The 17,080-nt window shown below is 47.6% G+C and carries 11 protein-coding genes; 2 read left to right on the forward strand and 9 right to left on the reverse strand.

Translation table 11 applies throughout. The annotated features are described in order from the left end of the window. Positions 1–7 precede the first annotated feature (7 nt). The 4 genes from OM95_RS03195 to OM95_RS03210 form a co-directional block, all read right to left on the reverse strand. On the reverse strand, positions 8–1,567 hold the full coding sequence (locus OM95_RS03195; protein ID WP_041870226.1) for a microtubule-binding protein: 1,560 nt from the start codon (positions 1,565–1,567) through the stop codon (positions 8–10). Positions 1,568–1,790: 223 nt separating this feature from the next. Beyond that, positions 1,791–2,000, reverse strand: a complete 210-nt coding sequence (locus OM95_RS17510; RefSeq protein WP_363228082.1) for a DUF5522 domain-containing protein — start codon at positions 1,998–2,000, stop codon at positions 1,791–1,793. After that, complete coding sequence (locus tag OM95_RS03205; protein ID WP_041870230.1) at positions 1,990–2,544, reverse strand: GNAT family protein; 555 nt, start codon at positions 2,542–2,544, stop codon at positions 1,990–1,992. The genes OM95_RS17510 and OM95_RS03205 overlap by 11 nt, the downstream gene beginning before the upstream one ends. 17 nt (positions 2,545–2,561) lie before the next feature. Then, positions 2,562–2,972, reverse strand: coding sequence for an Rrf2 family transcriptional regulator (locus OM95_RS03210; protein WP_041870231.1), 411 nt, complete (start codon positions 2,970–2,972; stop codon positions 2,562–2,564). 171 nt (positions 2,973–3,143) lie between these two features. Here OM95_RS03210 and OM95_RS03215 point away from each other — a divergent pair, with 171 nt between their 5' ends. Next, on the forward strand, positions 3,144–3,785 hold the full coding sequence (locus OM95_RS03215; RefSeq protein WP_041870233.1) for an NAD(P)H-dependent oxidoreductase: 642 nt from the start codon (positions 3,144–3,146) through the stop codon (positions 3,783–3,785). A 190-nt stretch (positions 3,786–3,975) separates the two neighbouring features. Continuing rightward, positions 3,976–7,335 (forward strand): hypothetical protein, encoded by a 3,360-nt coding sequence (locus OM95_RS03220; RefSeq protein WP_041870235.1) that lies wholly within the window; start codon positions 3,976–3,978, stop codon positions 7,333–7,335. A 68-nt stretch (positions 7,336–7,403) separates the two neighbouring features. On the opposite strand, the gene OM95_RS03225 is transcribed toward OM95_RS03220, so the two are convergent. From OM95_RS03225 to ppdK, 5 genes are all read right to left on the reverse strand, one after another. Beyond that, on the reverse strand, positions 7,404–8,753 hold the full coding sequence (locus OM95_RS03225) for a hypothetical protein (RefSeq protein ID WP_041870238.1): 1,350 nt from the start codon (positions 8,751–8,753) through the stop codon (positions 7,404–7,406). A 128-nt stretch (positions 8,754–8,881) separates the two neighbouring features. Next, positions 8,882–9,556: a hypothetical protein gene (locus tag OM95_RS03230; protein WP_041870240.1), complete on the reverse strand. Its 675-nt coding sequence runs from the start codon at positions 9,554–9,556 to the stop codon at positions 8,882–8,884. A 78-nt stretch (positions 9,557–9,634) separates the two neighbouring features. After that, positions 9,635–13,222, reverse strand: coding sequence for a chromosome segregation protein SMC (smc, locus tag OM95_RS03235; RefSeq protein WP_041870242.1), 3,588 nt, complete (start codon positions 13,220–13,222; stop codon positions 9,635–9,637). A gap of 252 nt (positions 13,223–13,474) precedes the next feature. Then, positions 13,475–13,996, reverse strand: coding sequence for a hypothetical protein (locus OM95_RS03240; RefSeq protein ID WP_041870244.1), 522 nt, complete (start codon positions 13,994–13,996; stop codon positions 13,475–13,477). Between the two features lie 344 nt (positions 13,997–14,340). Continuing rightward, positions 14,341–17,055: a pyruvate, phosphate dikinase gene (gene ppdK / locus OM95_RS03245; RefSeq protein WP_291515499.1), complete on the reverse strand. Its 2,715-nt coding sequence runs from the start codon at positions 17,053–17,055 to the stop codon at positions 14,341–14,343. Positions 17,056–17,080: the final 25 nt, after the last annotated feature.

Genomic DNA, 17,080 nt, shown 5'->3' on the forward strand with positions numbered 1-17,080 from the left:
CCCACCCCTATTTCTTTTGATCCATACTAAAACGAATGATCACTCGCTGCGCTTTTTTGCAGTCGTTCTGTTTACAAAACTCTGCCGCCGACGCGACATTTCTGTTTTGCACCTTCATCACTTCAAGAAAGCTGCGTCCCGAAACCTTCATCAAACCCAAAAGTTCCTTTTGGTGTGCAAACGAGACATTCTGTTGATCCAGCATATAGCTGAAAATGGAATTAGCGCGACGATAGCTAAGATCCATGTTGTATTTGATTGCGGCTTTATCTTCGGGTTTGCTACTTTGCGGGTCGATAAAACGCCCCTGATACGTGGGTGAGGCAAAGCCAATCACTTCCACCGCCGAAATCTTGTCAGAGACCTTGGGATTGCCAAAAAGAGACTTCGAATAAATCGGCATGGCCTTTTCAAGCACGCCCTTCATTTCCGCTTTCAGGCGGTCCGAGTCACTATCGAAGTAGGCTTGACCGAAATCCAGAACCACATCCCCCGTTTGCATATCAATGTCGGCTTTCACACCCGCTTTGGCGAAACCCCGTTGAATTTCTCCGGCCACCATTTTGCGCGCTTCAATTTCAGCCTTGGCCTTGGCCAGCTGTCCTTGGGTTTCCTGCAAAGCCCCTTGCAGGGCCGCGGCTCTTTGGGCTCCGGCCATACGCTCGGCCTGGGCCCGGGCTTCGGCGGCGGCCAGGCGTGCCTGCGCTTGGGCTTTGGTTTCTGCCAATTGCCCACTAAGACCGGCCACTTCTCCTTCTTTCTTAGCTAAAAGTCCTTGGGTTTTCGTCAGTTCCCCTTGAGCTTGGCCTAACTGCGTTGTCGCCTCTTGCAGCTGGGACTGATATTGAGCGTTCACTTGCGCCAGCTGTTGCACCTTTTGCTGACTTTCAGCTCGCGCCTGCGCCATCTTTTGTTCGAACAAGTTCTTCGTGATCTTGTTCATTTTGTAAGCGGCGCGAAGATCGTTCACCCGTTTCTGCAACACAGCCTGCGTCTGACGAATTTTAAGCTCGCCCTGAGCGATAAGTTGTTTTTTGTCCTGAATATCCTTATTCAGATCGGCAATCTGCGTTTCTTGTGTTTCAATTTCAACGTCTTGTTCTTTAATCAAGTCATCCCGATTGACTATTTTAGACTTCGCCATCTTATTGGCGTTAAGAACATTGCGCACCATCTGTTGGTACTTATTAAGTGCTTTGACTTTCTTTTCGTTTTCCAAAGCCTCTTGCACCAAGCGATCCTTTTCGGACTTGGCGTCTTCTTGCAAGAGAGTGAGCTTATCCATAAGCTCCTGATACTCTTGCGCTTCGTCCTTCGTGGCCTGATTAGCCAGATAATCGTTCTTGACTGATTCATACATCTTCAATTGATGCTCCAGCTCTTCGACTTTGATGGATAGCTTTTGATTCTCAATCTGACTTCGCAACCCTTCAGTTCCCGTACGTAAACTCGCAGTCACATAAAGCAACAGGAAGATCGTGCTTAAACCCAAGAACAAGTCCGAATACGACGTCCAAAAACTGTCTTGCGAATTATGGTCTTTACTCTTGTTGTAATTAAAAGACATACAGACGCACCCCACCTGCAACCAAGAATAGCAGGGGTTCACGGAAGTCCTATGCCTCAAAAACAGAATCTTGTGTTTTTGTTTATTCAGGATTGTCGAACTCTTCGACGTTCGCAAATCCAGAACAACATTCCCGCGGATTATGAAAACTTTTTCGTCAGTGTCTGTTGTGATTCTGTCAAAGAATATGGCGGGAAATTTATATCGCTGAAAAATGCGTTCGCTAATGAGCAGGCTTCAGATGTGCTGTCTTATTTTTTGTTTGTTCGTCGCTTTTATAAGGACAATGACGGCAGCCTGAATTGCAACAAGAACCGCGACGTTGGTGATAGATTTCCGTGAATACGAGATAACCAGTTTCCGGATCTTTATAAGTGTCTTTTCCTTCCTCGCAAGCTTTGCGATGAAGTTCATCAATATGATCAATTCCCATTTTTTAATTTGGCATAAATAAGAGTGTCGCGTCTTTGACCGTTTTCAATACAGTGTTTACGCAAACGGCCTTCCAATAGATAGCCACAGCGAAGAGCGACTGAAGCCGAACGTTCGTTTCCTCCTGAACAGCGAATCTCGATGCGGAAAAAACCTTCCTCAAAAAGAACCTTTTCCAATGCTTTGACCGCTTCGCTGACATAGCCCTGTCCCTCGTGACCACCGACAATCCAGTAGCCAAGCTCACAGCGATTGTGTTCCCAGGCGATGGTATGCACACCGACATTACCCACATAGACATCCCCGTCGTTCAGGAAGATACCATAGTCGAACATTTTGAAATCGGTCCATTGTTTATGAGTCATCTCGATATATTCACGTTCGTCGTGGATGCCTTTCGTCCAAGCGACCCAAGGAAGAAATTTTCCCAGACGCTCGCGATCGGCATCAACGTGACGGAACATCATCGCCGCCAGCTCCATTTTGTGCTTCTTTAAAGTTACACGGTCCGCAGTGATAGTTTCAGGAAGATGATGAGGGGTCACAGGAACCTCTTGAACTCTTATTTGATTTTTCCGCAAAGATCGGAAAGACGGATGCCTGACAAATACTCCATGGAGTTTTTTTCTATGCCGTTGGCCACTTCATCCATGAGTTTTCCCATGTTGCAGCTAACCAGGCATTGTTTCAGCGGTTCTTTGTCAGGCGTGGCGATCAGCTTTTTATCGCAAACAGCAGTGTAGATCTCTTTCAATGAAATCTCTTTCGGAGATTTTAGGATCTTCACCCCCCCGGATTTACCTTTAAAGGATTCCAAAAGTCCCGCTTCGACCAGACGGGAGACCAAGCGGCGAACCACCGTTGGATTCGTGCGAATGCTACTTGCTAATTGATCAGACGTCATCAGCTCGCCCTTATGATAAGCCAGGACTGTCATGATATGAACTGAGACAGAGAATCTTTGATCGACCATGTTGAGATCTTAACCCATTCCCTAAAAATAAACAATCTTAAGGACTTAGATGTTTAAAGCATTTAAAGCTGTTTTCAGCCACCCTAAATGTGCGTTTAATTGTTGCAATTAACCTCATCCCCCGCTATATTGTGCTCATATCTGTTACATTTAAGCAGAGCAGGAGAAAATATGACTCATACAACCATTAAAGAGGCCCTGGATTGGCGTTATGCCACAAAACGATATGATCCCACGAAAAAAATCTCGGCAAAGGATTGGGACATTTTAAAGGACTCTTTGCAACTGGCGCCTTCTTCGTACGGTATTCAACCCTGGAAATTCCTGGTCATTGAAAATCCGGATCTGCGTGAAAAGTTAAAGGCCGTTTCTTGGAATCAGACGCAGGTGACCGAGGCGAGTCACTATGTCGTGTTTCTCTATAAAGAGGAAGTCGATGAAGCTTATATTCAAAAGTACATCGATCGTATCGCGGAGGTCCGCGCGGTGCCTTCGGCATCTTTGGATGGCTATAAAAATATGATGATTGAAAATTTAGCCAAAGCCCCCGATGAAAAAATTCGGGTGTGGTCGCAACGCCAGGCTTACATCGCGATGGGCTTCCTCTTGGAAACCGCCGCCATGCTAAAAATCGATGCGACTCCGATGGAGGGCTTTGATCCCACCGCCTATGACCAGATCTTGGGTCTGGAAGGGACTGGCTGGAAATCCGTTGCCACTGTTGCTTTAGGATACCGACACCCCGAAGACTCATTTCAAAATCTCAAAAAAGTCCGCTTCGCAGAAGACTCGATTATTCAGTACGTGAAGTAGATCCCGCCGCAAAAGCCCCAGTGTTCATCCCTCCGACACTGGGGCTTTTTATTGTCCCCAAATAAATTTGTCTACACTTTGATGTGCGCCAACGTCTCAAAATAAGAATCCCCAAAAGAAATCCCTCTCGGTATTTACCGAGCTTGTCGATAAGTATCATACGGGAACGTCGTTCGAACAGGGACTAAAAATGATTAGACTGGTGTATTCGGTATTTACAATCATGGGGCTTCTCTTTTGTACTGCTGGCTGCGGAGTCACTGCGCAGATCAGTCAACTCACCAGTAAGACTGAGCCTTCGTCGCCCGTCTATGAAGACCTGACAGACGTACCACCCATCACGGTAAACAATCCCCTGGATTTGTCGACGATCACGGCACCGGGAACTGCGCCCTTCACCTATGAAATTGTTGAAGGGGGTGGCAGCATTTCCGGAACCACCTATACTCCAGGTGCCACAGCCGGTGATGTGATCATCAAAATCACCGATGGCAGCGGCCAGGTCAGTCATATCAAAATCCCCGTTGCCAAAGCGCCGACGATATCTCCGGCGCAAATCTATCTTGGCACCTCGGACACCTTTGATTTTTCCGGTGTTGATGGTGTACCACCTTATACCTACTCGGCCACCGGAGGCACAATCACTTCAACGGGTCTCTTCACCGCCGACAGTTCCACAGGCCCCGCAACCGTCACCGTGACTGACAGTCTGGGAAATACGTTTACTCTGAATTTAACCATCAGATCTCCTCTTTCTTCCTCCATCAGTGCTGCCACAATCGGCCCTTTGAACACCGTGACGATGACTGGTGTCGATGGGGCTGGAGGATACGGCTACTCTTTGGTATCGGGGCCGGGCTCTATCAACGCCGTCACGGGAGTTTATTCGCCCGGAGGAAGCTCTGGCACAGCTGTTCTAAGAGTGACGGATGCCGCGGGAAAAACGTCTGATCAGACAGTCACCGTCACGACCTTATTGACGATCTCTCCGGCAAGCAAAACGTTGGTGATCAACGGAACCACAACCTTCGTGGCCGCCGGAGGACTTCCGCCGTATTCCTATTCTATGGGGGTAGGTAATGCCGGCACCGTGGGTTTAACCACGGGCGCCTATCAGGCACCTGCTGTGGCCGCCAGCGAGAGTGTGATTGTAACGGATTCTCTGGGCAATACCGCGACGGCGAATGTAACCGTCAAGCTGACCCTCAAAATTTCCGCCAGCAAAACCAAGTTCTATATAAACACGCCCATCACTTTCACTGGTGTGGATGGCATTCCTCCTTATACTTATTCTTTGGTCATGGGCGCCGGGACCCTGGACAGTACGACAGGAGCTTTTTCTACAACCTCGATCGGAATTAAACGTATTCGTGTCACAGACTCAAGTGGAGCCTCTGCCCTTTCCATGGTTACGGCTTATAATCCTCTGACCGCGTCGTCATTCAATGTCGCCATAAACTCCGACATCACTTTTATTCCTTCGGGCGGCATCCCGCCCTACACCGCCACCGTCGTCAGTGGTGGAGGCTCAGTCAGTGCCTTGAATTACACGGCGCCAAACGCCCTGGGAACTGCAATCTTAAATGTGACCGATGCGGAAGGAAACTCCGTCAATGTCACAGCCAATATCACACCTCTTCCGGCAATCACTCAGTTTAATGTTTCCGGACCGTATGTTTCAACCACGGTGAATGTGACCGCAGCAGGCACGGACTATGATAAATGGTGCCTTCTTGAGGGAATCAATTACGTCTCGGCATGCGTGTGGCAGAATGGCACCCTGCCTTCGACTTTTGATACGGGTCATCTTCTGCGCGAAGGTCGTAGCTACTTTGCCTTTGTCTCGCGTGGCAGCGCCTTCACTAGCGCCACCAGCAACAAGTTCTTCGACTCTGTATTTCCCTTATCATCGAAAAATAATTTCGGTGAAGCCACCTCTGTTGCCGCGACGAACGACGGGTTTTGGGTCACCGATAGCGCTCTAAATAAAGTTCATAAATACGACAGCAACGGGAACTGGCTTATGGCTTTGGGAACTCACACCGCCTCTTCTTCAGCAGGATACTTCCGCTATCCCATCGCAGCGGCTGTTGATGCTGCTGGCAATCTCTATGTCGCCGATCAGGGAAATCATCGCGTTCAGGTGTTTTCATCAAGTGGTCAATGGCTGCGTCAGATTCCTTCCGACGGTGTGATCAACTCTGCAACCGATGGACACTTCCAAAATCCTTGGTTTGTTTACATCGACAGCGCCGGCAACACCTACATTTCGGATAACGCCCAAAGAGTACAGAAATTTGACGCCACTGGAACTTGGCTCTTCAGTTTTGGCAGCGCTGGTAACGGCAATGGCCAATTCACCACGCCGAAAAACATCACCCTGGACAGCGCGGGAAATATCTATGTCTTAGACTATGGGAATTCGCGAATTCAGAAGTTTAACCCGACGGGCTCATGGCTCGCCACGTACGGTGGCCCCGGCACCACAAATGGTTTATTCGATGGTTTAGCAGGTTTGCATGTTGATGCTTCCGGCACGATCTATGTCATGGACAGAAGTCGCCTGCAGCAGTTTAACAGTGCTGGTGTATTTCAATCCTCTTCAACTCTAAGCTCGGGGACTTTTAGTGTCGAGTATGCCGGGGGGATGTCGATAGCTCCCGATGGCAGTATCTACGCAGTTGAAAGTGCGCGAAGCCTGGTTTCAAAATTTAACGCCAGTTTGAACTTCCAGTTTTCTCTTGGCAGTACGGCGACAGACAATGGCAGCTTCTACTACCCTCGCAATATCCATCGTGATTCCTCGGGAAATCTTTGGGTCGTCGACAATGGCAGCTGCCGTGTTCAGAAGTTTTCCTCTGCAGGAACCTGGCTTCTGTCTTTTGGAAGTTGCGGAAGCGCCAACGGACAGCTCCTGCAACCTACGGCCGTTGTCGTCGCCTCGGATGGATCTATTTACGTGGCTGACTCTTTAAATCTTCGCGTGCAAAAATTCGATCCTAGTGGCAGTTATGTGTCCCAATTTCCTATTGGTCAAATTGCTGACATGATTATAAGCCCCTCTGACATACTTTACGCCACACGATCGTCGACCGTGGACGCCATCAAATTTGATACCAGCGGAAACATTCTGGATACCTATGGAGCTGGCACCCTCGAAACCGTCTCGGGAATAGCTATTGATACAAGTGGAAATATCTATGTCGCTGAGGAAGTAAAAAGTATTATTCACAAATTTTCTTCGGCCAATGTTTATTTGGGAACCATCGGCAGCAAAGGCTTAGACGACGGGCAATTCTTTAATTTAATGGATGTGACGATCGCTCCGAACGGAGACATCATAGCTCTTGATAACCAGCCTCGGGTTCAGGTTCTAGATAGTACCGGTGCATTTAAATCTAAATTCGGAAACTACGGCTATCAGGTGGGACAATTTATATATCCCAGAAATATTACGGTCGATCCCACCAATGGGGATCTTTATATTGTTGATTCCCACCGCCAGCGTATTCAGAAGTTTAATTCCGCCGGACTTCCCCAGATTCAATAGATCCTTTACACAATTCAAACAGGACAAAGAAAAAACCCCGAGATTTCTCTCGGGGTTTTTGAGATTTATTATTGTGCATCCATAAAGCTGAAAGATTGTCGAGGAGCCATCTCGTAGATCTGTCCCTCTAGACCCGTATGCAGAGGCGTCGTTTGCGTGCCGTTGATAGACACCAAAGAGCCCGCCTCCGTTAAACCAATCAACTGTCCGTTGATCTTGTAAGCTCTGACAATACCCGTCGCCATTGGCGACATCGCCAATGTGATAAAAGGTGCACCGCTGGTGCAACCAATTTCATAAATCTTCCCATTGGATGTCAAAAGATGAACTGAAAGAATCGAGCGCGAATAGCCATTCACATAAAGAATGCTCACAGCCTCTCCTTGCGGAATCTTCATATCTTTGGTGGCAGCAGAACGAGGATCACAAGCAAACTGAATCGACTGAGAGTAAACCTTTGCAGACCATTGCGCCCCCAAGTGCAAGTCGGCAAGCTGAGCACGTTGCCCTGGTGTTTGACCGTTGTATTCAACAATGGCGTCACCCGCGGACTGAACGATTTCGCCTTCATTATTCGCGAATAGATAACGAGCTGTCTGTGTGCGATCCGTAGGAATCAAAATCATGTGCTGAGCGCGGGGAACAATCTTACCCACAAATGGCGCGTTCCCTTGCGCGGTGATCTTGTTGTTCGCAGAAGGTTCCAGCGTGTAAAGCTGTGTTGATTCAGCCATCAACAAAAGTTTTTCTTGGCGATCGATTTTCACCGGAACTTCGAAAGCCTCGTCCGCATAAGTCACGGCAGATGCAATCGCATAAGCCTTTAAAGCGGGATGAATGTCAGTCGCATACTTCGCTAGCTGAGCATAAGTTTCAACCGTCACGGCATAAGATCCACCATCAGAAATTCTTGTATCACATGCACCGCTTAAGCCTTTACGGGCACCTTTAGAACAAGTTGTGTGAGGATAGCCATCGATATGTCGAGCTTCATGCATGAAAACGCTGGCGCGATCCAAAGCCGAAAAACTTTCTGTCAACATCATCGGACACACGTACATGGTGTTGCCGAAACCGTAAACATAAGCTCCGACACCTTTAGGGCAGCTTGCTTGAACGTTGATATCATCGATACGACCAATGAAGTAGTCATACCAGCTAGAAGCAAAACGGCCCGAGAACAACTCATCCTTGCTCTTCTGCATATTAGGCTCAAAACCTGTCTTACGCATGAACATGATAGTTTGCAGAAGATTCGCCGTCTGCGAACCGTCGAAGCAATAATCCTTATTCGCAAGTTGTCTGAACTGAGAAAAGTGTGAAGCAATCGTTTGCATTTCACTTTTAGAAATACAATCCGCAGCAAAACTAACGGAACCGAAAAGCGTGAAGATCAACGCTATCATGAATTTGTTCATAAAATCCCCTCCATTTGATGAACTTCGCGCAGAGTGTAGTCTCCTCGCAAACAATAGCACTAAAAAACATCCAAATAATGCGGCCTATTACAAAAAACATATATTCTTTATCGAACATGTGTCGTCACTTACCGAGCTACTTCTTTTAAACGTTTTAGGGCATACTTTTTCAACTGCGCGTCGGAAATCTTTTCAAAAGAAGCCGCGATCTGTTCCTGAGTGACCTCCCCCCGTTGATAACTCTTTACCAGGTCTTCGATAACCATCCGACGCAGCGACTTTTCCTGCATACTCAAGGTTTCTTCTGGCGAATGAATACGGGGTTTTTCCTGATGACTTAAAGGAGCCTCAAGAACTTTTTCGAGAGCTTGGTAATTGTGGGGCACACTCAAGCCCAGGACGTACGCCGCAAAAATACTTTCCCTAGCGGGACCCTCCTGACGCAAGACTGTCGTTGCCAGAAAAAGAGACTCCTCAAGGTTGAGTTGCGAAGATTTAAGACGAAGGCTGGCCTCAAGTTGATCGGGAGAGACTGAGGATTTTTCGATGTCCTGGGCGCCGGCACTCAGCCAGCGAAGAAACTCATCGCTGACCGCGGAAGCCGTTTGCACATCCTGTGGATGGGCAAAGTTCTCTCCCGGGGAAGAAGTCGCTTCTGGAGCCTTCCCTTGCTGACTATCAGTCTGCTCTTCTGTCGCCGAGGGCTTGGTGGTGAGAGGGAAGCCTTCATTTTTCTTAAAATACCAAAGGCCCGCCATCACAACTAGAAGGATCAACACTCGAATAAAATACTGACGAAACAAAATGCCTCCAAAAAAAGAAAACCCCAAAGTTTCCTCTGGGGTTTTTAAAGCTTATCTTTTGCTCAAAGATTCCATCTTCTATGTGATGTCTTGAAGAGAAACTGAAACCATCGTCGAAACACCGCGCTCTTGCATCGTCACACCGTAAAGTTTCTTAGCCACTTCCATCGTGTGTTTATTATGCGTTACTACGATGATCTGAGAGCGTTTTGCCATCTCACGAACCAAGTCGTTGAAACGGAAGACGTTCGCATCATCAAGTGGAGCGTCAACCTCATCCAGCAAACAGTATGGAGAAGGTTTTACCAGGAAGATCGAGAAGACCAGCGCCACCGCTGTTAACGCTTTTTCTCCACCTGACATCAAAGACACGTTTTGCATCTTTTTGCCCGGAGGACGAGCGATGATCTCGATACCCATTTCGCCTTTTTCTTCGTTTTCGATCAACTCCAACTTCGCTTCCCCACCGCCGAAAAGCACTGGGAATACGCGCGTGAATCTGTCGTTCACAAGATCGAAAGTCTCTTTGAAACGTTTAGAACAAATTCTGTTGATACGATCGATCACCTTACGAAGCTGTTCTTTGGCTTCCGTCAGGTCGGCGTGTTGTTTCGTCAAGAACTCATAACGTTGCGCCGTTTCTTCGTACTCTTCGATCGCGGAAAGATTCACTTCCCCGATCTTAGCCAGTTTTTCACGAAGTTCTTTAAGTTCTGAATCCGCCGTCGAGAAGTCACCTTCACGATCTGCGTATTTTTCAACAACGTCTGGAAGATTCAGCATATAACGCTCACGAATAGAATCGATGAGGTACTGCTCTTTCATCTTCGCCTGCTCAAGCTTCAATTGAGAGTCGTTCATTTTGTGCTGTCGTTCATTGCGAGCACGTTGCGAAGACATCGCTTCTTCTTCAATCGTACGCGCGGATTCAGACATCACTTCGTATTCGTCTTTGGTTCGAGCCACTTGAAGTTTCAAAGTCTCTACTTCTGTCAAAAGACGTTCAAATTCGATTTTCTTTTCTTCCAAAGTCACTTGGCTCTCAGTCATCTGAGAGTTGTAACCTTCGGCCTCTTCACTCATACGAGCTAGTTGGGTGTCCAAGTCGCTCAATGATTTTGAAACCATTTCAAGCTGTCTAAGAACGCCGGTGTATTCCTGCGTTTTAGAAGCCGATTTCACCTGAAGATCCGTCACTTCCGCTTGCAAGCCATCGAAGCCCGTACGAGTCGAATTCAACTCGGTATTCAAAGACTCGACTTCACCTTCAAGAAGAACTTTCTTTTCACGAGCGGCCACTAAAGCTTCGTTCAACTCTTCAAGTTTTTGTTCCTGAAGTTCCACTTGCTCAGTGATTTTTTTCAACTCGCGCTCTTGGCGTTCTACCGCCGTTTGCGCGTTCACCAATTCGTTTTCAGCACGCTCAAGATCTTTTCTTAGTTCCGTTACTTTGATCTCTTGATCGATCTTGCGTTTTTGCGCGCCTTCGAAGTCATTGAGAACATTTGCCAATTGCTCTTCCGTCTTTTTCAAAGACATTTGTGCCAATTGCAATTTTCCGGCAAATTCGTCTTTTTTCTCGGACAATTCTTTGATTTCACGACGACGCTTCAAAACCCCTGAATCCGCAGATTCAGAAGAACCACCCGTCAAAACTCCGTCGGCAGTCAACGTGTCACCGTCAAGAGTCACGAATGTCCAGCCTTCGTATTTCGCCCGCAAGTTCAAAGCCGTACGGATAGAGTCAACGATCGCCACTCCATCCAGCATATAAGTGACTGTGTTTTTAAACTTATCAGCCGCCTGAACCACATCTTTAAGAATCGCCTGAACACCGTCCTCGCCCACAGGGGCTTCGGAACGTTGGAACGTCAAACCTTTGTCGTTAGCTGAAAGGAAGCTGGAACGACCTGATTTTTGTTCTTTCAGATGAGTGACCGCATCGACCGCGATATTCGCATCTGAAGAAAGAAGCATTTGCAGGCGTGAGCCCAAAGCCGCTTCCATCGCCACTTCGTATTCTGCCGGAACTTCAACAACCTCTGAAACCGGTTGGAAGTGAGTCACCACCGAACCATCGGCCATCAACTCTTGCGTGCGGGTCTTCTGCCATAGCATGACCTGCTTCACACCCTCTTGGAAACCTTCGAAGTTGTTTTGCAGATTCTCAAGACCGTACAAACGTGAAGCCACCTCATTCAAAGAATCCTTGAATGATTCAACTTCAGCTCTTTTCTCGGCGACAGATTCTGTAAGGATTTTTTTATTCGCTTCAAAAGAATCGACATCCGAAGCCAGGTCCAACTGCATTTGGCGTTCTTTTTCAAGCTCACCGAAGACCTTCTTACGACGCGCTTCGAACTCGACTTGTTTTTCGCGAAGTTCGTTAACGACTTGCTGTTCGTTGTCTTGACGCTCGGTCAGATCCGCGATTTGCGCAGACAAAGAATTCACCCGGGCATCCAAAGAAGACTCGGACTGTCCCATGGCGAACAATTCGCGACGTTTCGTCGTTAACTCTTCATCCACTTCCGCAATGCGCGAATTGAAGTTCTGATAGATGTCGTTTTTTTCTGTGAAGGCCGCAGTCAAAGACTCGGACTCTTCTTTAAGTTCCGCCACTTGCGCTTCAAGTTGCGCTTTATCACGAGCCAAAAGTTCCTGACGAGCTTGCTGTTCTTGCAAGATCGTGCCGGTCATTTGTTCGTTACGGCGAGCCTGCTCGATTTCGAAACGAAGCTCTTGGATCTCCATCTCTTTTTTCTGAACAGAAGATTGTTTTAAATAGAATTCATTTTGTTGTTCTTCCACCGCTTTTTCTTTTTCAAGAATTTGCAGTTTTAGAACCTCCAACTGACCTTGCAAAGTCGAAAGGTTGGTTTCCCCTTCCACTTCCATGCTTTGGGCCTCATTGAAGATGGCTTGTGCTTCATCCGCGGCACGCTTCAACTCGATATATTGAGCCGAAGACAACCAAAGATCCAAATCTTCGATTTGGTTTTTAATATTGCGGTAACGCTCGGCACGCTGAGCTTGTCTTTGCAAGGAATCAATCTGGCGTTTCAACTCGCCGATGATGTCCTGCAAACGAACCAAGTTTTGATCTGTGGCCTGCAGTTTACGTTGAGATTCTTTCTTACGAGCTTTGAACTTCGTGATACCGGCCGCTTCTTCAATCAGCATGCGACGGTCTTCCGGTTTCGCCGTGATGATCTTACCGATCATACCTTGAGCGATGATCGAGAAACCTTTAGAACCCGCACCGGTATCCATAAAGATCTCTTGCACGTCTTTCAAACGTGCTGGTTCTTTATTGATGAAGTACTCCCCTTCGCCATTACGGTGAAGGCGACGAGTCACCATGATTTCGGAGTGTTTGATGTATTTTGCTGGGAAAGCGCCACCGTCGTTTTCAAGCGTCAAAGACACTTCACACATACCTAGTGGAGCATAGCCTTCTGCGCCGCCAAAGATGACGTCCGTCATTTGGGAACCACGAAGGTCCTTTGCAGACATTTCACCCATAACCCACATGAGGGCATCGACGATATTGGATTTACCGCAACCATTCGGACCCACGATACCAGTGATACCAGCGTCAAAGTGAATGACGGTGCGATCTTTAAAGGACTTAAAACCAATCAGTTCAATTTTTTTGATTCTCACGAAACATTCCCCTCATACCGCCTTTGGCCCAGCTAGACCAAAGACCATTTCAATCTCGCGAGAGTTAGAAACTATGTCAACAACAGGCTTACAAAAGAGGAAGGGAAGCTGAAAACTTAGGCAGAGTTAGGAGGGTATTTTTCGCGTCGCAATATTGGCGAGGAAGATATCTGCTCAGCTCTTACGCATATCAAAATAGACAATGGCGCACCATGAGTGGTGCGCCGCATATCTTTTCGGAAATTCAAGGTTTTATTGGCAGCGGATGATTTGGCCTGATTGGTTCATCAATGTGTAACCTGCACAGTTCATTTGCACACCGCAGTTAGTCCATTGATAGCCGTCGGTCATGTAGCCGCTACAAACCTGGCTGGTATAACCGCCCGTGTTGTAGCTTGAACAAAGCGAAGTGTTCGCTTGCTGAATCATCTGTCCGTTCACGTATTGATAACAAAGTCCGTTTTGATACACATAGCTACCTGTATTTGTGGAGCACAGTGAAGTATTCGCCTGCTGAATCAACTGGCCATTGATATTTTGATAACACAGACCGTTTTGCATGACGTAAGAACCGCCGTTGTTGTAACAAAGCGATGTGTTCGCCTGTTGAATCAACTGACCGTTCACGTTTTGATAGCAAAGACCGTTTTGCATAACGTAACCAGTATTGACTGTGGAGCTTTTGTTGTCCTTGCTACAGTTCACTAGGAATACTGACAAAGAAACAAGAGCCAGGGCTTTAAAAATTTTCGAAAAGATATTTGTTGTTTTCATATATTTTTTTCCTTGATGACTAATCCTTAGAGCAAGGGGTCTGCCAAGAACGCTGGCACGGAAACTTTCCATATGATTCCGACATGTTATCTAAGTGTGGAATCAATGTGAGACACGCCAAAACTGTCTGTTCTATCGACAGTGCCGACAATGGGCATTCCCGAAAGCGTCACTATCCTGAAGGGTGTGTCGAAGTGAGACATGGATTTTATCTAAGATTAATAGAGATACGTAGGTGAAGTAACCGGGCACAGGCCATTGCTTTAAAAGACAAAGCCACTTCTTATAAGTGGCTTTGTCTTATTTGATATAACTGCTATTCCGACCCTATCGAGCCGAGCTCTCTAATGAAGCTTCTTACCTAAAAGTGCCGCACGAGCTGCTGCCAAGCGGGCAATAGGTACACGGAAAGGAGAACAAGACACATAATCCAGTCCGACCTTATGGAAGAACTCGATCGATTCAGGATCACCACCGTGCTCACCGCAGACGCCGACTTTAAGATCAGGCTTAGTACGACGACCTAGCTCCGTACCCATTTTCACCAACGAACCAACACCAGTTTGATCGATGGACATAAAAGGATCTTTAGGCAAGATGCCCGAAGACACATACGAACCTAAGAAGCGACCCGAGTCATCACGAGAAAGACCCAACGTCGTCTGAGTTAAGTCATTGGTCCCGAAGCTGAAGAAGTCCGCATGCTCAGCAATGGCGTCAGCTGTGATCGCCGCGCGCGGAAGCTCAATCATCGTTCCTACAAGATAATCAAACTTCGCCCCTTTTTCTTGCTGCACCTTTTTCATTTCATTGATCGCCAAGATGCGAAGGATGTCTAATTCCTTATCCGTCGCCACCAGCGGAATCATGATTTCCGGAACAAGCTTTTTACCTTCGGCAATCATCATACAAGCCGCTTCCGCGATCGCGCGCACTTGCATTTGATAGATCTCTGGGAAAGTGATTGCCAAACGGCAGCCACGATGACCCAGCATCGGATTGAACTCATGCAAGGACTTCACTTTCGCGCGCAGACGCTCATAGTCTGTGCCCAAACGCTTGGCCAGATCTTTCGTCTCTTCATCTGTGTGCGGAACGAACTCATGTAAAGGTGGATCCAACAAACGAATCGTTACTGGCAAGCCGTCCATAATCTTGAACAATTGATAGAAGTCATCACGTTGCATTGGCAACAATTTCACCAAGGCTTTTTCGCGATCGGACTTATTGTCAGCAATAATCATTTCGCGAACCGCATCGATACGATCTGCGCCGAAGAACATATGCTCAGTACGGCAAAGACCGATCCCTTCAGCGCCAAAGTTACGCGCGGTTTGTGCATCTTTCGGCGTGTCCGCATTGGTGCGAACTTTTAATTTACGAACTTGATCGGCGATCTTCATGATGCGCTCAAAGTTGCCATCAAGTTTAGGCTCGATCGTTTTTACTTCGCCCAAATACACTTCACCGGTTGAACCATCCAAAGTGATCACATCGCCCTTCTTCAGAACGTAGCCCTTCACTTTCATGGTTTCTGTGCGATAGTCGACTTCTACTTCACCACAACCAGCAACGCAGCACTTACCCATACCGCGAGCCACAACCGCCGCGTGGGACGTCATACCTCCGCGAGTTGTGAAGATCCCTTGCGCCGCCACCATGCCCGCGATGTCTTCCGGAGACGTTTCGACGCGAACTAGGATGACTTTCTTACCTTGCTCTTTCCACTCGACCGCTTCTTCAGAGGTGAATACGATTTGACCGTTCACACCACCTGGTGACGCCGGCAAACCTTTCGCAAGAAGAGTTTTTTGCGCTTTAGGATCCAAAGTAGGATGCAGAAGCTGATCCAAAGCTCCTGGATCGAGGCGCAACAAGGCTTCATCTTGCGTGATCAGCTTTTCGTCGATCATGTCACAAGCAATTTTCAAAGCCGCCGCCGCGGTACGTTTTCCGTTACGCGTTTGCAGCATCCACAAAACACCACGTTCAATTGTGAACTCGATGTCCTGCATATCGCGATAGTGCGCTTCCAATTTTTTATAAATATCTACAAGCTGCTTATAAGCCTCTGGCAGAGCTTCTTCCAAAGACTTCATGCCCGAGCCTTCCGCGGCAATTTTGGTAATCGGTTGTGGCGTACGGATACCTGCCACAACGTCCTCACCCTGAGCATTAATCAGGAACTCACCATAGAAAGCTTTTTCACCTGTCGAAGGATTGCGCGTAAACGCCACACCCGTCGCAGAGTCGTCGCCCATGTTTCCGAACACCATGGATTGAACATTGACAGCCGTTCCCCATGCAGCAGGAATGCTGTGCAGTTCACGGTAAGTGATCGCGCGAGGCGTATTCCAAGAACGGAAAACCGCGGAAACCGCGCCCCACAACTGCTCCCAAGGATCTGTTGGGAAGGACTGTCCAGTCATCTGATGAACAAGCTCTTTGAATTTTTTTACAAGAACTTTCCAATCATCCACTGTCAGCTCTGTATCCAGCTTGTAGTGCTTTTCTTCCTTCAGGTCTTCCAGCGTCACTTCCAGAAGTGACGAGTTCATACCCATCACAACATCAGAGTACATTTGAATGAAGCGACGATAAGAGTCCCACGCAAAACGCGCGTTATTTGAAGACTTTGCCAAACCCTCGACGGTCTGATCATTCAAACCCAAGTTCAAAATCGTATCCATCATGCCTGGCATAGAAGCGCGAGCCCCAGAGCGTACAGAGACAAGAAGTGGATTGTTCACATCACCAAATTTTTTACCGATCTTGGTTTCAACTTTCGCCATCGCGGCTGTCACAGCGGGACGAACCCACTCGGGAAGCTTGCCACCGGCTTCATAGAAGTGTGCACAGATCTCTGTCGAGATTGTGAAGCCCGGAGGAACAGGAATCCCCAGAGAGGTCATCTCTGCCAGATTGGCCCCTTTACCGCCCAGGATGTTTTTCATTCCCGCATTGCCTTCGGCTTCGCCGGCAGCAAAGAAGTACACGAACTTCTGCGGAATCGTAGATGTTGAAGAAGCTTTTTCAGCCGTGTTTACATTCTGGTGCATAAGTCTCCCTCCAGAAAAGTAAAAT

This window comes from Bdellovibrio sp. ArHS (genome assembly GCF_000786105.1).
In the GTDB taxonomy this organism is placed as follows: Bacteria; Bdellovibrionota; Bdellovibrionia; order Bdellovibrionales; family Bdellovibrionaceae; genus Bdellovibrio.